Below are 21,397 nucleotides of genomic sequence, written 5' to 3'. Positions count from 1 at the left end.
TACGAAAATGAATACAGATGTTTATGTTAGATGAATGACCACCAAAAAGCAGTTATACACAGACCCCTTCAGTGCCATTCTGTTATTCCTGTGGCAACTCAATTAATACTGAAAGAAAATCTCCGTCGCTCCATATCCAAAACGCGGATCATACTGGTTGATGAAATTTTTTACTTCCCTTTTGGTTTTGAGGATATCGTGTATCTCTTCTCTTAATCTGCCGGTACCAACACCATGAATCACAATCAATGTCGGCTGGTGATGTGCTACCGCCAGATCGAACCACTTTTCAAATTCTGATAGCTGGATACCTACAATTTCAATATTGCTTATCTTTTCGTAATCATGTGTCAGCTTTTCTATATGCAAATCCACTACTGAACGGGCAGGCGGCAGGTGCTGTCGTGCTTTGGATGCATCGTAAATTTTGTATCCCTTACCAGACAATTTTGAGAGATCAACATAATCTTCTTCCGTTTTATCAGGATACTGATCAAATAACTTGTAAGAAATAGTTGGCTCATTGTTTTCTTTCATCGCTTCAATACGCTGAAACAGTTGTTTGGGTTTCAGCTTCAGTTGCGCTTCATAGTGAGCAGCTTTCTTTTTTTCAGGCTGCAGCAATGAGAAATCAATGGAAAAAGAGGGACTGTCATTGACTGCCTCAAAAGCAATATCGTGGAGGTAAAAATCATGAAATCCCTGTACCTGGTTGCTGAGTTCGAAATTAAGTTCCTGCGCAAACAACTGTTTATACACAAACTGGTATGCCTGCGGGGTTTTGTTCACGAGATGTACCCTTAATAAATCAACCACTTCATCATTAAAATCATCCAGTGAAAATTTGGGGATCAAAGCCAGCCAAACACCATCTGCCACCTGTATCTGGTTGGGCTTGGGTTTTTCTTTGGGAAGCTGGTCAATATATTGTTTGGGTGCTTTTTGCTCTTCCGGTTCTTTCTTTTTGGTAAAGCGATAGAAATAAGGGAAGTCGATCTGGTCCATATAAGCAGGGAACTTTACGCCTCTTACTTCGATCATCACCATTTTATCGTTGATCAGTTCAATTACTTTTCCCTCTTCATTGCTGTGTAATACAATGATCTCGTCTCCTACCTGGTATTTCATGGGGCAAAAATACGGAAGAAGGGAAACAGAGGAATAAGAAATAGGAAATAAGGAATAAGAAAGTAAATTATCTGTAATTTGATCCACTTCTCTTCACTTTCTCATTCCTTATTTCCTATTTCTTATTTCCCATTCCCTGTCTACACTTCTGTTTGGTTCAGCACACTGTTTTTACGGCCATAAAAGAAGTAAATCAACAACCCAAGTGTCATCCACATAAAAAACCAGGCCCAGCTTAAGGCAGGTATTTCAATCATGAGATACGAGCAGGTAAACACGCCCATGATGGGTATAAAAGAATAGTTACGCAAAAAGGTGAGCACACTCAATACAATCGTAATGATCACAAATACAATAAAGAGTATTTCCTGGTAACCTTCTGTAGTGAGGTTATTAATGGCCAGCTGCAATCTTTCACGCGTAAGAAATATGAATGTCAGTGTTAATGCCGGGATAATCCATTTACCATTGATATAAGGCAGACTGAATTTACCCGGTTCCTTTTTTACCGGTGGCAGAAGCAATACTCCTCCCGACACCAGTACAAAGGCAAATAAAGTACCAATGCTGGTAAGATCGGTCATGATACCCGATTCAATAAACAAAGCACCTACAGCCACAATAATACCCGTTACAATCGATGCAAAAACGGGTGTATTGTATTTGGGGTGAATTTTCTGAAAACGTTTGGGTAATAATCCATCGCGACTCATGCTCATCCAGATACGCGGTTGTCCCAACTGGAACACGAGCATCACCGATGTTGTAGCGACAACTGCACTGATGGATACAATTTTTTCAATCCATGGCGCCCTGTTTTCAAATACAAAAGCCAGTGGATCATTTACATCCTTGAAATTTGCATAGTTCTCAATACCGGTAAGCACGAGTGCGATCAGTATATATAAAACGGTACAAATTACCAGCGAATAAATCATACCCCTTGGTAAATCGCGTTGCGGGTCCTTACATTCTTCTGCAGTGGTAGAGATGGCATCAAAGCCAATATAGGCATAGAACACGGCTGATACACCTTTCAGTACCCCGGTAAATCCATTGGGCATAAAGGGTCTCCAATTATTGGTATCCACAAAAAAAGCTCCGGCAATGATGACAAATATGATGACGGCCACTTTGAAGATCACCATGGCATTGGCCGTTTTTTTACTTTCTTTTATACCGATGATGGTGATCCATGTTATCAATGCCACTACCATGAAAGCCGGCAGGTTGAAGAAGATATGCATACCGCCGATGACTGGCGCGCTGTTATAGGCATTGATGGCAAAACGGTAAGACTCTAACTGTGCAGGATCTGTAATATTACCCGCAGCCATTGCATTGGTGGCCGTTGTAAAAGCATTCGAAGCCGTAAGCGGATCTACCAGTAACCAATCGGGCAAATGAATATTGAAAATATGTACCAGCAGGTTATTGAAATAGCCGCTCCATGAAATGGCTACCACAATATTACCAATGGCATATTCGAGTATCAGTGCCCAACCGATGATCCAGGCAATCAGTTCTCCAAAAGTAACATAGGAATAGGTGTAGGCACTTCCTGCAACAGGCACCCGGCTGGCAAACTCAGCATAACAAAGTGCAGAGAAACCACAGGTGATGGCTGTAATAACAAATAGCAGTGATATACCCGGCCCTCCATCATAAGCAGCGCCGCCAATGGTAGAAAACACCCCGGCGCCCACTACTGCCGCAATACCCAGGTAAGTGAGATCACGAACACCCAATACTTTTTTCAGTCCGGTTCCATGTGCATCTGTATGACCGGCTGCTGCATCTGCCGTAATTTTATCAAGTGATTTTTTTCTGAAAAGAGAACCTGGCATGCTGGTTGGTTTTGGTGATGGAAGAATCGTTATTTATAAACTGAACAGTTGACAAGATAATTCAATCCGGTTAATATTCTCGCTGTATGAGAAAATTGGCCAGTTCCTGTAAAGGCTCTTTACGAACGGCTCTTACGGCAATGGCTTCAAGGTGACCTAATGCTGTTTGCAGGTATTTATCTTTGAGCGCCCTGGCCCATTCATCAATATTGCAGGCGCGGAAAATAGCCAACATTCTTTCTACTTTATCCGCAGGGTTTTGTCGCATTAAGTGTTCCATCTCTTTTCGCTGTTCCGGTGATGCCACTTCCATTGCATGTAACAGGAGAAATGTTTTTTTATTCTGTCGGATATCTCCGCCTACATCTTTCCCGAATTTTTCAGGATCACCAAAAGCATCCAGGTAATCATCCTGCACCTGAAAAGCGATACCCAGGTTTTTTCCGAAATCGTAGAGATGTCTGCAATTGCCTTCACTGGCACCGCCAATAATGGCGCCCATTTCCAAACTCGCAGCCAATAGTACAGATGTCTTCAGACTGATCATATGAATATAAGCGTCCAGAGAAACCGATTCCAGTTTTTCAAAATCCATATCCAGTTGCTGCCCTTCACAAACTTCCCTCGCTGTTGTGTTAAACAGGTTGAGTAGGCGATGCAGGTATTGTGGATTGATTTTATTCAGGTATTCATATGCTTTAATGAGCATCACATCACCCGCCAGCAATGCAGTGCTTTCACCATAACGGATATGCACGGTTTCCATACCCCTGCGCAAAGGGGCTGCATCCATGATATCGTCGTGAATGAGGGTAAAATTGTGAAACAGTTCTATCGCCGTTGCCATATGCCAGGTATCGGGATGAATTTCATCAAACAATTCATTGCCCATCAGACACATGACAGGACGTATTCTTTTACCTCCCCAGGACAGGAAATATTCGTTGGGTTCATATAAACTGGAGGGCTGTTCAGGAAAATGCCTGACTGCAAAATGATTCCCGAAATCTGTTACTAAATCTTTAAAACTGTGCATAATACAAACCTAAATATAAAAGCAAAAGCAACCTTAACTATTCCTTGAAGATTAACGGGATTATTTTTGGCACGATTTTATGTTATAAGAGAAAAACACTGTTATGAAAAGAGTAATTCTGTTAACCCTGATTGTTTTTACAGCTTCTGTTGCTATGGCGCAGAGCACAGGCTCCACCTACAAAACCGCTTTGGGTGTGAAAGTGTACCCCGGGGCCATTAGTGTAAAACACTTCGTGAAAAGTAATGCCGCCATTGAAGGTCTTGGCTATATTTCAAATGATGGTTTTCGCTTAACGGGTCTCTATGAGTACCATGGCGATTTTACCGGTGTTGATGGCTTGAAATGGTATGTAGGTGGTGGTGCACACCTTGGTTTGTGGAGCGACAACTGGCGCAACCGTTATCCTACCCGTAATGATGGTCTTGCCATTGGTGTGGATGGTGTACTGGGTGTTGATTACAAAATAAAAGGTGCCCCCTTAAACCTTAGCTTCGACTGGCAGCCTTCTTTCAACTTTATCGGCTACAACTATTTCGAAGGTGGCTGGGGTGGAATTGGGATAAGGTTTACGTTTTAAATAAGCAACAGAGAAATAAAAAATAAGGAATGAGAAAGTGAGATTATCCCTAACACTTTCTCATTCCTTATTTCTTATTCCTTATTTCTCTGTTATCGTAAACAGACTGTCTACAAACTCTTTTTTGTCAAAGATGATGAGGTCATCTATTTTTTCTCCTACGCCGATATATTTTACTGGAATCTGAAATTGATTGGCGATGGCAAGTACCACGCCTCCTTTGGCTGTACCATCGAGTTTGGTGATAGACAAGGCAGTTACTTCCGTGGTGGCGGTGAACTGACGGGCCTGTTCCAATGCGTTTTGTCCGGTTGAACCATCCAGCACCAGCATTACTTCATGTGGTGCGTCGGGAATCACTTTCTGGATCACGCGTTTAATTTTTCCCAGTTCATCCATCAGGTGCAGCTTGTTGTGTAAGCGTCCGGCTGTATCAATAATCACGACGTCTGCATTGCGTGCTACCGCACTTTTGACGGTATCGAATGCTACGGCACTGGGGTCTGAGCCCATGGCCTGTTTTACAATCGGAACACCTACTCTCTCGCTCCAGATGGTTAACTGATCTACTGCTGCTGCGCGAAAGGTATCGGCAGCACCTAATACCACGTCTTTACCGGCTTTTTTATAATTGTGTGCCAGTTTACCAATGGTGGTGGTTTTACCTACACCATTTACACCCACCACCAGTATTACATAAGGTTTTTTGCCTTCTGGAATATCAAAGTCTTTGTAAGAGAAATCAGGTGCATCCACCAGCATGTTCTGAATCTCTTCCTGTAATAGTTTATTCAGCTCAGTGGTGTTTACATATTTATCCTGTTTAACCCTGTTCTCAATTCTTTCAATGATTTTGATGGTGGTATCAATCCCAACATCAGCACCTACCAATGCTTCTTCCAGTTGGTCGAGCACTTCTTCATCTACCGTGCTTTTACCGGCAATGGCTTTGGTGATTTTGGAAAGAAATCCTTCCTTGGTTTTTTGCAAACCCTGGTCCAGGCTTTCTTTTTCTTTCTTCCCGAATAACTTGTCAAAAAATCCCATGAGAAGTGTTTTTAGCGATGCAATTAAATACAAAAAGCCTTCCCGTAAAAGAGAAAGCTTTTAATATGATCAGGTTGAGAATGATTATTTCTCAGACATGTAGTCCTTCACCTTATCCTTGTGTACGATAGCCTCTTTAAAGGTATATGCACCAGTTTTAGGGCTACGGACAGCCTTGATAACTTTAGTCCAGTTCTTAGCTTCAGCGGCTGCTTTCTGGTCTTTTACTTTCGCGTTTTTGGAAGCTGCTTTTGCCATGATTATTTAATTTCTTTATGAACAGTTACTTTTTTCAGAATCGGGTTGAACTTTTTCAGTTCCATACGCTCAGGCGTATTCTTCTTGTTTTTGGTAGTGATATAACGGCTTGTACCGGGCAGACCAGTGGTCTTGTGCTCAGTACATTCCAGAATTACCTGTACCCTGTTACCTTTCTTTGCCATTGTATTAGGTAGTTTTTTCTTGTTGTTTAATTAGATCTTAGCGCCCTGGGCTCTCATTTCTTTGATCACAGTTGCTAAACCGTTTTTGTTGATGGTTCTTAAAGCATCAGTAGACACTTTGAGGGTCACCCAACGGTCTTCTTCTGCAAAAAAGAAACGCTTCTTCTGTAAATTTGGTAAAAAACGGCGCTTGGTCTTAATGTTTGAGTGAGAAACACTATTTCCAACAATCGGCTTTTTTCCAGTAACCTGACATACTCTTGCCATGACTCAATTTTTTTCGGGACGGCAAAGGTAGGGAAATGTGCCAAAATATCAATAATAAAACCTCTTTTTTTGTGAAATTTGTTCACATTTCCCGTATAAATCCTGTTTGGATTTTTAATTTGGGCGGGGTTATCCACAGAGAAGTCCGAAAGACCGCAAGTCCGCAGGAGTCCGAAAGCAGGTTGCGGAAGACATATTCTAAAAATAAATTCTGTGTTTCTCAGTGTCGTCAGGGGCGTTATAATTGCCACTGAAAACACTGAGGAACACAGAAAATCATCTGCCGGACTCCTGGTCTTCCGGTCGTCTTTCGGTCTTACGGACTTCCGGACTTTCCTCCTAAGGCCTGATAATATCCCCAAAAAACACTGCATTCATAAACAGCTTGGAAGTTCCCAGCCAGAATGCCCTGAAATTGAGGTTATCGACCATGGAAATCACTTTACCCCTTCCTACCCCATCGATATTGATCGCCGCTGTTTTCTTTACCACATCCTTGTATCCCCTGTATAAATAACCACTCTGGAGCGGATTATCGGTGTACATCACAGGTGAATCGTATGGATTGTTGTTCTGGTCCATAAACAGGGTATTCGATTTAAAGATGCTTACAGACGGATCGCGGTAACCATAGGCCAGTGGATGTGTGAGATCCATTTTTGCCTCAAACAATGAACCAGCCATATCTTTTGCCCTCATTTCATCGGAACGGAGGTAATAAGGCAACTGAAGTGTGGTATCGCGTTTTTCGTCTGCAGTTTTAAAGATGACGCGAGTAAAGCCGTTGGTCGACAACCATTTGGTGGCATCTTCAGTGGCAACCAAAGTACCTCCTCCGCTGATCCATTCTTTCAGTTTATCCTGTGCAGGCTTGGTCAGGTTATTATAAGAACCCGATGGCATGATGATCACATTATACCTGTCTGCATTGATAGAATTAAATCGGTCAACGTCCACAATACTCACCGGAATATTGTAACGAATATCGATCATGTGCCATATTTCTCCCACATCGGTAGCACTCGTACCATTACCGCCAAACATCATTACTTTGGGTTGTTTCACATTATTGAAGCTGGCACTTCCCAGATCAATTCCACCACCGGCCAATCCTGTAGGCAATGTATACACATCTACATTCGTACCGGCAGCTTCTGTTCCAATCAGACTGGCTAGGGCTGCTCCTTTTACTGTTTGGGTAGCAGTTGGAATGATGATGGTTCCGTATTCAAAAGATTCTTCCTTTCCATCTACCATCATCTTAAATTTCTGAGTAGCCACTTTGGCTTTTATTCCTTTTGATTGTAAACGATACAACACTTTCGGTGCATTGTAATCGTCCCAGCGAAATGCATAAGCTGCCGCATTGGGTGATAAATTCATGATGGGCATACTCAACGGAACGGCATTGATGACTTTGGCGCCCATTAACTGATCGTATCCTGTTTTTACTTCTGCCGTAGGCATACCAAAAGCCAATGACATGGTCCAGGCAGTTACATCGTAAAACAGACTGTCTTTGTATTCAAAGGTTTTTTCAAATACCGTTTTAATGATCTTGAATTGCTTCTGTGTAGCAGGTATAACAAATGCCTGGCCTGCTTTAAACTGTTTTCCATCTCCCGAAAAATCCTGCTTCAGATGGAAAACATCTATTTCATGTCTTAACAGCATTTGAATAAATGTATTGGTGCGGGTTTTATCGTATTGATCGCCCACTACAAATGCTTTTACCGGATAGGCTGCAGCTTCTTTTTCTACTTCCTTATAAAAATCGCGCTGGTATTTCAACATATCAACTCGCAGCGTTTTTGCGGCTGCCAGTGTTGATAATGCAGCGGTAAACTGATTACGAATCGTAAAGGCAAAAGTGAGCAATCCGTTTTCTGTTTCCTGTGCGTGTCCGCGGCTGCTGGCCTGTTCAAACAAAATACCTACTGCTCCGTTGATATCGGGATAAGTGGATCCTTTACCATAATAGAAATCATCGTATCCTTCTTTGGTAAAATAGAGTGACCCGATACTATCAAAAAATTTAGCATGGAAATTACCAATGGCTCCGGTAAGTTCCTGGTTTTTGGAAGGTGTATTGGGGTTTACCCTTGATGGTACACCGGGCTGAAAAAAGAAGGAGGCATTGCTTCCCATTTCATGATGATCCGTAAGAATATTGGGTTTCCAGTTGTGATAAAGCTGTAACCTGTTCTGGCTCTCCCTGTGCTGAGCAGGTAACCAGTCTCTGTTCAGATCAAACCAGTAATGGTTGAAACGTCCGCCAGGCCATACTTCGTTAAACTCTCTGGCTTGCGGGTCGGCAACCAGTGTCTGGCTCTTGTGCATATTGGCCCAGGTAGCAAAACGGTTCAATCCATCCGGATTAAAGGACGGATCAAGCAGAATCACTGTTTTATCGAGTAAAGCATCTACTTCTGGTCCTTGTGCTGCGGCAAGGTAATAAGTGGTGAGCAGCGATGCATTGGAGCCACTGCTCTCATTTCCGTGTATGCTGTGACCAATCCATACCACGATGGGCATATCATTTACATTGAGTGAACCTGATTGTGCCGTATTGGTTAACTGAACATGTTGCTGGCGGATCTGTTCAAGGTTCTGTTGGTTTTTGGGTGAAGTAATCACAAGTGCCAACTGTGGTCTTCCTTCATAGGTAGTCCCGAGTTGTTGCAGTGTTACGCGGTCGGAAGCGGCATCAACCGCTTTCATATAATTCACCAGACGGTCGTGTGTTACATGCCACTCACCCACTTCATGTCCGATAACAGATGATGGAGTTGGAATGGCTGCATTATAGCTCACATTTTTGGGGAGGTAATAACCCAGTTCCTGTGCATGAACAGATAGAGATAAAACCAGTAAACTGGCCAGTAGCAGATTTCTCATGTTTTTTGTTTAGGGTGCCTAAGATAGTGAAAACAAAAAAGCCATCCGCTGGTCGTGGATGGCTGGGTGAATTGTTTTTTATATAACTTAAATGAGTTGCATGATCATCACTTTGGGATCTACATGAACCATATCATGATCAAAATCCAGTTTCATGCGCCACTTCTGCATCGTAACTGCTCCTATTACAGCGTCTTCAGTTAAGCCGGGTACAATTAAAAACTCATCACTTACAAAAACATCATTTATCCAGAAATCGACAGTTATCCTATGCGTCACTTCAATAAAATGTCCTGCACTTGCTGTAATTATTTTTCTTGTTTCACTCAGTGGATTTGGATACTCCAAGCCTTCTACAAAATCAGGATGGATACAAGAAAGATTAGCCCCACTATCAAACAAAGTATATAATCTCTTCTCTCCCAGCGAGCCGGTAAATAATAATGGCAGTTTGATTACAGACATAAAAAATGGTTGTTTTATGCTAATTTACTATTCACTAACATAAAAACAACCATTCGAAAAAGATTTGCGGGAAATACGCTACCACACTACGCTTCAGGCGAATTACGCATAGAGTTCTTCTCTCAATTCCTTCACACGTTTATCTTCCATGTACTCATCAAATGTCATCAGGCGATCAATGATACCTTTGGGTGTTAACTCTATAATTCTGTTGGCCACTGTTTGCATAAATGTGTGGTCATGCGATGTTAACAATACAATCCCAGGGAAGCTGATACATCCTTCGTTAAAACTCTGTATACTTTCCAGATCGAGGTGGTTGGTAGGCTGATCGAGTACAACAAGGTTTGGATTTTGCAGCATCATCCTGCTCACCATACACCTTACTTTTTCGCCTCCACTGAGTACATTGGTCTTCTTCATGATATCATCACCACTGAACAGCATCTTACCAAGGAAACCACGGATAAATGGTTCATCTGCATCTGTTACATGCGATGGCACAAACTGACGCAGCCAATCCATGAGGTTCAGTCCTTCTGTAAAAAATTCATTGTTCTCAACAGGCAGGTAGGCTTTGGTAATGGTAGTTCCCCATTCAAATTTTCCTGCATCGGCCTGTGCATTTTCATTGATGATTTCAAAGAAACTGGTTACGGCCAATGGATCCTTACTCAGGAAAGCAATTTTTTCACCTTTATTGATACTGAAATTGACTTTATCAAACAGCACACGACCATCCACCGATTTTTTCAGGCTTTCAATATTCAGTATCTGGTTACCTACTTCACGCAATGGCTGGAAGATGATACCCGGATATTTTCTGTTGGATGGTTCAATTTCTTCAATCGTCAGTTTCTCCAGTGCTTTCTTTCTTGAAGTTGCCTGTTTACTCTTTGAGGCATTCGCAGAGAATCGTGCGATAAAGTCTATGAGTGCCTGACGTTTTTCTTCTGTTTTCTTATTCTTATCATTGATCTGGCGGCTCATTAACTGCGATGACTCATACCAGAATGTATAGTTACCGGTGAATACTTTGATTTTTGCACGATCCACATCAGCCACATGCGTACAAACAGTATCGAGAAAGTGACGGTCGTGACTCACCACCAGTACAATGTTTTCATAATCTGCCAGGAAGTTCTCCAGCCAGCCGATGGTTTCAATATCCAGACCATTGGTAGGCTCATCGAGCAGGAGAATATCGGGATTACCAAATAATGCCTGGGCCAGTAACACACGCACTTTCATGTTCGACGGGATGTCTTTCATGAGGCTGCTGTGCATATCGTCTTTGATGCCCAGACTGCTCAGCAATGTAGCAGCATCGCTTTCGGCGGTATAACCTCCCATCTCACCAAATTCAGCTTCCAGTTCTCCGGCGCGGATACCATCTTCTTCAGAGAAATCGGCTTTGGCATAAATGGCTTCTCTTTCGTGCATGATATTCCACATTTTCTGGTGGCCCATCAGAACGGTATTTAAGACCGTACACTCGTCAAATTCAAACTGGTTCTGTTTAAGAAACGACATCCTTTCACCGGGTGTAATTTCTACGGTTCCTTTATTGGGTTCTATTTCGCCACTCAGGATTTTGAGGAAAGTAGATTTCCCGGCTCCATTGGCCCCAATAACACCATAACAGTTACCCTTGATGAAATTGATGTTTACTTCATCAAACAATACCCTTTTACCATATGCGAGGGTGATATTTCTTGCGCTGATCATTGCTTTGCTTTGTTTTCAGGGCGCAAAATTACGGTTAATGAGCGGATTTTCACCTTTTTTCATAACTGGCCCTGTATCAACAAAAAGGGGCTGTCTTTTCAGACAACCCCCTTTATCCTATTAAAAACTGAACGCTATCGTCTCACTTTAATCAGTTGTACCACTTTGCGTTGGTTACCCTGGGTAAACTCTGCATAATAAGTACCGCTTATAAAGTTACTACCTACCTGTACCGTGCTGTTGGCACCTAGGTTAGCCCTGCTTTCTACTGCTCTTCCTGTTGCATCTGTAATACGCAGTTGAACCGGCGCATTGTTTTTGCTCTGCAGTTTGAGTGTGAAGATAGTTGCACTTGGGTTTGGCATTACGGTTACTTTCAGTGTTTCTTCAGTTGAAGTATTCACTTTCGCTGTTTCAGCCATAGCCGTTGCCTTGTTCTCTGTAGACTGTGATGCATTCACTGGTCCGCCGCAAGGTTGTTGGTCACAGCTACCTAATCTGTCATCACTGTGCTGTCCAAGATGTGAACTCACCGCATTTACGCTGATAGACAGTGTTTGCGGATTGCTCTTATTACCTGGAGGCACGTGGCATACATATACTTTCTTACCGTCGGTTCCAGGTACCCTGATATCTTTCACGCAGATAGATATACTTGATGTAGTTACACAACCATTCACATTGGTTACTACAACAGTGAATGTGTACAGTCCGGCTGCAGTCGGTGCAAATACAGGGCTTCCGCTGGTTGTATTGCTTAATGTGCCGTTACCTGTCCATGAATAAGTATATGGCGCACCATTTACTGCATTTACCGCAAGTGTTACACTCTGTGATCCATAACCCAGGTAAATATTGGTTGGAACACCACCTGTGTAAGTTGAATTGGCAGGTATGGCTGTGATGGTTGCAGTTGGAATAGTACCCACTACATTAACCACCGCAGTACAGGTTGACAAATTACCATAGATATCTGTTACGGTAAGAGTCACCGTATTTGAACCAATTTCTGCACAAGTGAAACTTGTTTTAGACAGGCTCATGGATGCTATACCGCAATTATCTGTGCTGTTATTGTTTACTGAAGCAGCCGTAATGGTTGCAATACCATTTACCAGTGTAACCGTAACAGGTTTGCAATTGGCTTTTGGTGCTTCATTATCTGTAACAGTTACAGTGAAACTTCCGGTTGTTGTATTTCCTGCTGCATCAGTTGCTGTATACGTAACTGTTGTTGTTCCAACAGGGAACTGATGACCAGATGCATACGATGAAACAATGTTTACACCAGGACAATTATCAGTTGCTGTAGCAGCAGTCCAGTTTACTTTGGCTCCACATACGCCTGCATCATTCGATACAGCAATATTTGATGGCAATCCATTGATCACTGGTTTTTCCGTATCATTTACCGTTACAGTAAAGGTTGCACTTGTGCTGTTACCTGCCGCATCTGTTGCTGTGTAAGTAACAGTTGTTGTACCTACAGGGAATTGCTGACCAGATACATGCGATGAAACAATGCTTACACCTGCACAATTATCAGTAGCTGTAGCTGCAGTCCAGCTTATATTGGCTCCACAAATACCTGCATCATTTGATACAGAAATATTTGCTGGTAATCCACTGATGACGGGTTTCTCCGTATCATTTACTGTTACAGTGAATGTTCCGGTTGTTGTGTTACCTGCTGCATCGGTTGCTGTATAAGTAACCGTTGTTGTTCCGATCGGGAACTGTTGTCCGGATACATGTGAAGAAGCAATGGTTGCACCTGCACAATTATCAGCAGCAGTTGCTGCAGTCCAGCTTACATTGGCTCCGCAAACACCTGCATCATTTGATACAGTGATATTCGCTGGTAATCCATTGATCACTGGTTTCTCTGTGTCATTTACTGTTACAGTAAATGATCCGCTGATTGCATTACCATAAGCATCAGTAGCTGTATATGTAACAGTTGTGTTACCAACAGGGAAAAGATCGCCCGACTGATGAGATGATATAAGCACCACTCCAGGACAATTATCTGTTGCAGTTGGAGCAGTCCAGTTTACTTTAGCACCACAAACAGCAGCATCATTTGATACAGTGATGTTTGATGGCATATTACTGATAACAGGTTTTTCTGTATCTGTTACAACCACATCGAAACTGCAAGTTGATGTATTGCCTGATTCGTCAGTAGCAACAAATGTATTGGTTGTTGTACCTACAGGGAATAAAGATCCACTTGGTAAGCCTGCTGTCTGGGTAATCGTTGCCGATGAGCCCTGGTAGCTGATGATTACCTGACCATGGCCATCATTTACACCTGTAATATTTACCTGGTTTGTTCCGAGGTTATAAGATGTACCACCACTTACAGGTTGTGTACCTGCACCACAAAGGGTATTATCGCCACCATTACCACCGGTATAACCGCCACCACCACCTGGGCCACCACAGTTACCACCACCACCGGCACCACCACCAAAACCTCCGGCAGTACCAACATATCCACCTGCGGCTGCGCCAGCTAAACCAGCATTACCTCCATTCAAAGGCGATTTACCACCCATATTAGGGTTAACAGTTGTACCAGCACCATTTGATAACCAGCCGGCTCCTCCGCCGCCACCATTATTGATGCCGCAATTGAAGTTACCACCTAGTCCGCCGTTACCTGATCCGCCTAAAGTAGCCAGACCTGGTTTGGCTTGTTGTGAATTACAAGTTCCTAAACCGGTTCCACCACCTGCTGCAAGCATGAGTGAATTACCGGAAGTGCTGTTCCAGATAAAGGAACCACCACCGCCACCGGTATTTAATACATTCTGATTATTGATGGCATCTTCACCATGTCCTGCAACAAGTATTTTCAATACCTGTCCGGGCACCACAGTAAAGTCACCTTGTATAGATGCACCTTTACCTCCATTTCCACCACCACCAAAACCATTGACGCTATTACCACCACGAGCGCCAAATGCTTTGATATTAATCTTCGTAACACCAGCAGGAACAGTCCAGTTGATGATTGAACCCGTATAGGCAAACGTTAAGCTGCCAGATGGGCCAACACAATTATCTGTTGCATTTACTGCATAGTTTACTACCGCTCCGCATTTGTTCGGATCGTTATTCTTAGCCACGTTTGGCTGACATACAATTACTGGTGCTGTGACATCTTTTACTGTTACCGTTTGTACAGCAGTTGTTACATGACCACTTGCATCTGTTACTGTCCATGTAACATTCGTTACACCTTTTTCAAACTGAGCAGGTGCGTTGTTTGTTACAGTCCATCCTGTACAATTATCTGTAACAGTTGGTGTTCCCAGATTTACATTGGTTGCAATACACAAGCCAGCATCTGTATTCACCGTTACATTAGCCGGAGCTGCTACCACTGGTGCCAGATCATCTACCACTGTAATAGTAGTTGAACAGGTACTGCTTGCACCTTTGCTGTCTGTAACCGTTAATACTACATTGGTTACACCTTTTGCATAAGGTCCTGCAGGTAATACACTATAGGTTAATGCATCACCATTCGGATCACTTGATCCATTGTTGAAATCGGCAGCCGCCACAACAGCCTGACAATTTGCATTGGCAGAAACTGTCAAAGGTTTACATACTGCAACAGGAGGCTGGTTACAATAAGAACCCGGATCTGTTACCGTTACTGTTGCCGTACAACTGCTCTGGTTACCTTGTGCATCTGTTACTGTTAATACTACATTGAAAGTATTACCTACATCGGCACAGCTATAAGAAGTCTGACCAGTGACAGACAGTGTTACTGCACTGCAATTATCAATACTGCCATCATTTACAGAAGCTGCTGTTATCGCAGCAGTACCGTTTGAGTTGATGGCTACTGTAATATTTTTACATTTTGCTACCGGTGGCACATTATCTGTTGCCCCTACTACTACCGGTGCAGATGTATTGGTACATCCGAACTGGTTGGTAACGGTTACCGTATAAGAACCAGCCTGTGTAGCTGTTATAGATTGTGTTGTTGCACCATTGCTCCACTGATACACACTACCTGCACTTGCTGTAATCACCAGCGACCCATTACAGAGTGCTGTATTACCTGATGGTGTCGTGGTAACAACAGGAGCCGGACTAACTGTTACAGTTACCGGGCTTGAAGTTCCAGAGCATCCTCCTGCATTGGTTACTGTTACAGAATAATTACCTGTTTCAGTTGCCACATAAGTTTGAGAAGTTGCTCCATTAATATCAACACCATCTTTCTGCCATTGGTAACTATCACCAGGATTGGCATTCATGGTTACTGTTTGTCCCTGACAAACAGTTGACTGACCTGTTATAATAACAGCAGCAGGTGCTACAGTTACTACAGCAGTACAGGTTGAAACATTTCCGGCACGGTCTGTAACTGTTAAGGTTACATTATTGGCGCCAATATCTGCACAGGTAAAATTGGTTTTACTCAATGCCAATGATTGTATTCCACAAGCATCACTTGAACCATTATCCACCATTTGAGGTGTAATGGTTACAGTACCTGCAGGTGAAAGTGCCACTGTTATATTTTTACAGGAAGCAGTTGGTGCAGTATTATCTACAACAGTGCTGTTATTTCTGTAAATACGGAGTGTGTTGTAGCTGATACCACTTGTTGCGATATCGGGTACATTATCACCATCCAGATCGCCAATCAAAACACCGCTTGTTTCTGCAAGGCTTGGATAGTCTACTCTTGTTGCAAAAGAAATATTTCCGGGTCCGGTGCTGGTATTTTTATATACCGAAAACACACTTACTCCACTTGACTTTGTAATCAGATCCACATTACCATCACCATCCGCATCACCCACGCCAATACGATAGTTGGATGAAGGGCTGGTAACATTTACAGTAGCTGCAAATGATATGGTTCCGGGAACCGATGTATTTCTGAATACAGAAACGGTTCCGCCACTGAAATTATTTGTGGTAAAATCAATCTTACCATCTTTATCAAAATCGCCCAGGAAAAGACGATACGGATAGGCTGAATTGGTTGGGTACGATACAGGAGTCTGGAAAGAGAAGGTTGTTGCACCTACGGCAGTTGTATTACGCAAAGCAGTTACCCTGTTATCACTCGGACAACTGGTACCTACATCTGGTTTACCATCGCCATCAACGTCTGCAATGGCCACCCCTGTAAGATAATAAGTATTGCTAAACGTTCCGGCGGCAGCAAAGCTAATGGTACCACCAGTTGAAGTGTTGCGATAAGTACCAACACTACTGCTGCTACCATAAACCAGATCCATTTTACCATCTCCATTAATATCTCCAACAGACATCTGGTATGCACCTGAGGCAGTAAGGTTGATAGGACCGCTAAAACTTAATGTGCCAGGCACACTGGTATTTTTATAGATACGGATACCTACGCCATTATCCACTACTGCTATATCAATTTTACCATCACCATCAAAATCACCTGGTGCTATACAACGAGTAGCACCTGCAAAAGCAAGATCGAATTTGGGTGCAAAATTAAAATTACCGGGCGTACTCATGTTACGCATCACAGAAACCTTATTGGCAGTAAAACCACAAACCAACAGATCGGGTTTGCCATCCAGATCCATATCCTGGGATATCATCTGGTAACCACCACTTACATTGGCAGAATAGTTCTCAGTATTGTACGTTGTATTGGTAATAGTTGTACCACAAAAAATCCCATTAAAGGAAAGTGGCGAACTACCAATTAAACCACAGGCATTACGAACTGTAATGGGGCCATAGGTAGACCCTACCGGAACCCTTACTTCGAGCACACCAAAAGTGGCAGATAAAACTTCTGCCTGTGTTGCGCCAAAAAAAACCTGGTTATTGGCCGGTATCGGATCAAAATTCGATCCATTAATGGTTACCACACTACCAATAAATCCCGTTACCGGGGAGAAACTATTGATGGTGGGCTTATTACATACCTGTGCCTGCAACAGGGTTGTGCAGGACATCAGTATGACCATAAGTAATAGTAATATTCTTTTCATATCAGGGGTTTAGGATTTGAATTCAATGGTGATTTTCACCTGTGCGGGATCATACCCTTCTGGCAGGTTGATTTTAAGTGCATCAGTAGACGTATCACTGTTACACTCAGCTTTATAAATAGTAGCTTTGATGGTGCTGAATGAAACTTCCTTGCTGAATTTCTGCTGGGTAGCAGGATTGGTTACTTCAATCACAAATTTGCTAACCTGGTCTACACTGCTTTCATTGAAAACCATCAGGTGAACCTGGTTGGCTGATGTACATTTAATAACACGCGCAAATACATCGATATGATTACTGGATTCACCCAGTTTATCCCAGTTTTTGTATACAACCTCTTCTTTTGGTTGATAAGTTTTGGCCTGGAGGGAAAAAGAAAGAGACAAAAAGAAACAAAGTACAGGCAATAGAATGCCGTACCGCTTTTGAAGCATTTTCATAGCAGTTAATTTTGGTTAATACGGATGAGTACTCCATCAAACAAACCACAATAGAACAATCAGATAGCCTATATGTAGTTTACAGTGATGGTAACACGTAGTATATATACTACGCAAAGTGAATGTCTACATAATATGTTAACAGAAAATAAGCATTTGATAACGATAGCTATAAAATCGACTAAACGGCTATCTCAGTAGACTAAAAACAGCCCTACACAAAATCAGGTATTGTCTTTTTGACAATACCTGATCGAAACTGATGTGGAAATTCTTTTTAATCAACTAGTTATGGCTTCCTATATTTACATGAACATTATTCAATACCCTGTAGCCCTATGTACACCGCAATAATTGCAGATGACAATCTGATTGAAAGAGATGCTCTCGCCTTACACCTCTCGAGAGTAAAGAACATAAAAGTGCTCACGGAATGCGCCAATGGAGAAGAAACAGCCGCTTTTTTAAAAAAACAATCTGTCGATATTGTTTTTTCAGATATAGATATGCCCCGACTCAATGGAATTGACTTGTTAAAAGGCATCGCAAAACCACCAGTTTTCATTTTCGTATCCTCATACCCGGAATATGCAGCAGAAAGTTATAACCTCGACGCCATAGATTATATCGTAAAACCTGCCAGTTTTGAACGTGTTCAGAAAGCAGTTGACAAAGCAATAGAGTATATTGAAATAAAAAACAACACTAAGCTCTATAGTGAGAAAGTTGTTGCCGATACCCCACTGATAGAGATCGGCAGCCAGGTTTCAACAGAAAACTTTTTCTTCATTAAAGAGAATAATAATTACAACAAGCTGAATATACACGACATCACCCATATTGAAAGCATGGGCGATTTTTCGAAAATCCACACCGTTGGTCAGAAAAAATTTGTGGTATTAGTGAGCCTGAAAAATATCGAAAAGCAATTGTCAGCTAAAATTTTCAGGCGTGTGCATCGCCAGTTTATCGTTAACCTGTTACAGGTTAGTTCTGTTAATAATGCGGAAATATTATTGCTCGACAAGACAGCGATACCCGTTAGTACATCCTATCGCCAGAACCTGATTGAATCGGTGGTTGAAAAAAAATTATTAAAACGATTCGGCGATTAGTCTCAGACTTGTGTTATATGTATGGGTAACTGAACGGTAAAGCTGGTTCCTTCCCCGATTGTACTGCTTACTACCAGTTGACCATTCATCATTGTAACAAAAGATTTACAGAGAACCAACCCAAGACCATTACCTTTCTCCTGCACTGTTCCTCTTGAACTTTTAACAGAGTGATTTACGGCATCATTAATCAGCAACACTTTATTCGCATCCATACCAATTCCATGATCAGTGACGATAAAATTCCTATGCTCTCCATTGGCTACTGAATGTAATTCGATTGCTCCCTTCTTATGACTAAACTTGATGGCATTGGCTATTAAGTTTCTGACTACAGATGCTAACATTTCACGGTCAGCCGACAATATGGATCCATGTGTAATATTGTTCTGAATAAGCAACTGCTTTTGACCAACTGCATCTGTTACAGACAATAATACTTCTTCCACAACCTGTCCAAGATCAACTGATTCTGTGTTTGGCGCAAAGCCGTGCATTTGACTGGTGGCCCATTTCAGCAGGTTATCCATCAGTCCCTGCGTATAACCAAGTGTACTTTTTAATTGAGCCGCATATAATTTCATCTTCTCTTGCGGAATGGTATCTTTCTCCAGCAAATGCGTAAATGAAATCAATGAATTGATGGGCGTGCGCATATCATGACTCAATGTACCTAAAACCTGATCCTTTACCGTAACGAGCTCTTCCAGCTCTTTCTTGTGATTATTGATAATGATATTCAGCTTTTTTGTTTTCCGCTGGTTATAATAGATACTACCTGCCGCCCCCAGCAATATGAATACCACTACCATGAAAAAAAGATTCAGGTTTCTGTTATACTGCAACTGCAAATACTGGTTACTGATCTGTTTTTGCGCGATGGCTTTTTCAAATCTTGATCGATCCTGCTGCTGCTGAAAAACAATGGATTGCTGACGCGCTTCATTTTCCAACTTCGACTGTTCCTGTAAAAACAATAAGCGTTGTACACTCTTCTCTTTCTCCGTAAGCTCTAACTGATCCTTTCTTCTGGCGGCTAATAATACCTGTTGTTTCAACTCATTATCGAGCAATTGTTTGCTGTAGCGAAAATCCCGGTCTTTGATATCCAGATCAATTCTTAATTGCTGTCGCGTAATTTCTTTTTCTTTCTCCTCCCCATACAAACTATCGCGGATAACAATATGCTTTCTGAAAAAAATCAATGAACTGTCAAATCGTCCCATCCGTTCATAGAGATAACTCATCTGTTCGTACACTTGCTTGAGCGTACCGAGTGCCTGGTGCTTCTCTGCAACTGTAATCGCCGATCGGAAATATTGTAGCCCTTTTTGGTCCTCTTTCCATTTCACATAATGCAAACCTGTTTTATAAAAATTTTCTGCAGTAACTATAAACTCTTCATGCGAAACATCAATATCCATTGCTCTTTTTAATACAGCAATGGCTTTGGTTGCATCGCCCATCCGGTCGTAAATTTCACCCATATCTGCAAGGATATTAGACGCCAGCCCAAGGTCGTCTTCTTTGAATGCAATGGGTAATGCCTTATTCAATCCAGTCAATGCCAACATGTACCTTTCGCTTGAACCGATATTCATTTTTTTCAGTTCAGCATCAGAAGCCCGCATATAAGCCAATGCAATAGCCTGTTGCGCAACAGCTATCCCCCGTCCTTGCGGGTCATCTTTTTCGAATGCAACTAATGCACGCTTCATATAAAGCAGTGCTTTTTCTATCTGGTTCAGGTCAAGATAAATCAACCCTATATTCATGATAGAACTATTAATACCATCAATATTATTGACCTGCTCAAAGAGCGTTAATGATGCCTGGTGTTTTTCAAGTGATTTTATATAATCTTTAAGATCGAGATACAATGCTCCCATATTCAGTAAAATACCTGCCTGGTGTCTTATACTCTTTATATCAAGACTTACATCGTATGCTTTCTGATAATATCCTAATGCCTCCGCATATCTCGATCGGCCATGATGTAGTCTGCCTGCTCTTTCAAATACATCCCACAATGCAACATTTAATTTTAGTTGTCTGGCCAACGAAACGGCACTATCAATATATAATACAGCTAAATCGAAACGCTGCATATTGCCATACTGACGAAAAATATTTCTGTAATGTATTATTTTGATGGAATCTTTTACATGGTATGAATGGTGTACCTGTAATAAACTATCCAACCTTTTCTGTTGCGCTGAGGATGAAAAGCTAGACAATAAAAATACCAGACCAATGAAACACCGCACTATCCACATACAAAATCATTGAAATTGAGTGACAAATCAGAAGAGGGTGCGGATGAAAACAATAGCGTATGCAAATACTGACAATTCAGAAGCGGAGCCAATCTCATTTTCTCTA

At 42.0% G+C, this 21,397-nt stretch carries 15 protein-coding genes; 2 read left to right on the top strand and 13 right to left on the bottom strand.

Going from position 1 to position 21,397, the window contains the following annotated elements; translation table 11 throughout:
- Positions 1–102: 102 nt before the first annotated feature.
- From ACH3Z1_RS12220 to ACH3Z1_RS12210, 3 genes are all read right to left on the bottom strand, one after another.
- Complete coding sequence (locus tag ACH3Z1_RS12220) at positions 103–1,128, bottom strand: Smr/MutS family protein (protein ID WP_490822260.1); 1,026 nt, start codon at positions 1,126–1,128, stop codon at positions 103–105.
- A 140-nt stretch (positions 1,129–1,268) separates the two neighbouring features.
- The gene (locus ACH3Z1_RS12215) at positions 1,269–2,975 is read right to left on the bottom strand and encodes an amino acid permease (protein ID WP_490822259.1); all 1,707 of its coding nucleotides are present in this window, start codon (positions 2,973–2,975) and stop codon (positions 1,269–1,271) included.
- Positions 2,976–3,045: 70 nt separating this feature from the next.
- Complete coding sequence (locus ACH3Z1_RS12210) at positions 3,046–4,011, bottom strand: polyprenyl synthetase family protein (protein WP_490822258.1); 966 nt, start codon at positions 4,009–4,011, stop codon at positions 3,046–3,048.
- 103 nt (positions 4,012–4,114) lie between these two features.
- Between ACH3Z1_RS12210 and ACH3Z1_RS12205 the strand changes: the two genes are divergently transcribed.
- Positions 4,115–4,591, top strand: coding sequence for a hypothetical protein (locus ACH3Z1_RS12205; RefSeq protein ID WP_490822257.1), 477 nt, complete (start codon positions 4,115–4,117; stop codon positions 4,589–4,591).
- A gap of 81 nt (positions 4,592–4,672) precedes the next feature.
- On the opposite strand, the gene ftsY is transcribed toward ACH3Z1_RS12205, so the two are convergent.
- The 9 genes from ftsY to ACH3Z1_RS12160 all read right to left on the bottom strand — a co-directional run bounded on the left by ftsY (position 4,673) and on the right by ACH3Z1_RS12160 (position 17,900).
- A complete protein-coding gene (ftsY, locus tag ACH3Z1_RS12200; protein ID WP_490822256.1) occupies positions 4,673–5,638 on the bottom strand; it encodes a signal recognition particle-docking protein FtsY in 966 nt (321 codons plus the stop codon).
- An 84-nt stretch (positions 5,639–5,722) separates the two neighbouring features.
- Positions 5,723–5,896, bottom strand: a complete 174-nt coding sequence (locus ACH3Z1_RS12195) for a DUF4295 family protein (protein WP_294991686.1) — start codon at positions 5,894–5,896, stop codon at positions 5,723–5,725.
- A gap of 2 nt (positions 5,897–5,898) precedes the next feature.
- Positions 5,899–6,081 carry a 50S ribosomal protein L33 gene (gene rpmG, locus ACH3Z1_RS12190; protein WP_133472563.1) on the bottom strand — a complete coding sequence of 61 codons (183 nt, stop codon included), beginning with the start codon at positions 6,079–6,081 and terminating at the stop codon, positions 5,899–5,901.
- A gap of 30 nt (positions 6,082–6,111) precedes the next feature.
- A complete protein-coding gene (rpmB, locus tag ACH3Z1_RS12185) occupies positions 6,112–6,348 on the bottom strand; it encodes a 50S ribosomal protein L28 (protein WP_178889158.1) in 237 nt (78 codons plus the stop codon).
- A gap of 339 nt (positions 6,349–6,687) precedes the next feature.
- Complete coding sequence (locus ACH3Z1_RS12180; protein WP_490822255.1) at positions 6,688–9,246, bottom strand: M14 family metallopeptidase; 2,559 nt, start codon at positions 9,244–9,246, stop codon at positions 6,688–6,690.
- Between the two features lie 87 nt (positions 9,247–9,333).
- Complete coding sequence (locus ACH3Z1_RS12175) at positions 9,334–9,711, bottom strand: retropepsin-like aspartic protease (RefSeq protein WP_490822254.1); 378 nt, start codon at positions 9,709–9,711, stop codon at positions 9,334–9,336.
- Positions 9,712–9,813: 102 nt separating this feature from the next.
- Positions 9,814–11,439: an ABC-F family ATP-binding cassette domain-containing protein gene (locus tag ACH3Z1_RS12170; RefSeq protein WP_490822253.1), complete on the bottom strand. Its 1,626-nt coding sequence runs from the start codon at positions 11,437–11,439 to the stop codon at positions 9,814–9,816.
- 134 nt (positions 11,440–11,573) lie between these two features.
- The gene (locus ACH3Z1_RS12165; RefSeq protein WP_490822252.1) at positions 11,574–17,459 is read right to left on the bottom strand and encodes an HYR domain-containing protein; all 5,886 of its coding nucleotides are present in this window, start codon (positions 17,457–17,459) and stop codon (positions 11,574–11,576) included.
- 9 nt (positions 17,460–17,468) lie between these two features.
- Entirely contained in the window at positions 17,469–17,900 is a 432-nt protein-coding gene (locus ACH3Z1_RS12160; protein ID WP_490822251.1) for a hypothetical protein, read from the bottom strand.
- Between the two features lie 338 nt (positions 17,901–18,238).
- On the opposite strand from ACH3Z1_RS12160, the gene ACH3Z1_RS12155 reads away from it, so the two are divergent.
- Positions 18,239–19,015: a LytR/AlgR family response regulator transcription factor gene (locus ACH3Z1_RS12155; RefSeq protein WP_490822250.1), complete on the top strand. Its 777-nt coding sequence runs from the start codon at positions 18,239–18,241 to the stop codon at positions 19,013–19,015.
- A gap of 2 nt (positions 19,016–19,017) precedes the next feature.
- Here ACH3Z1_RS12155 and ACH3Z1_RS12150 read toward each other — a convergent pair whose 3' ends face one another.
- Positions 19,018–21,291 (bottom strand): ATP-binding protein, encoded by a 2,274-nt coding sequence (locus ACH3Z1_RS12150; protein WP_490822249.1) that lies wholly within the window; start codon positions 21,289–21,291, stop codon positions 19,018–19,020.
- Positions 21,292–21,397: the final 106 nt, after the last annotated feature.

It is taken from the genome of Sediminibacterium sp. FW305-C-49 (genome assembly GCF_058231085.1).
The sequence above is the reverse complement of the archived record's forward strand: the minus strand, read 5'-3'. Positions and strand labels throughout refer to the sequence as shown.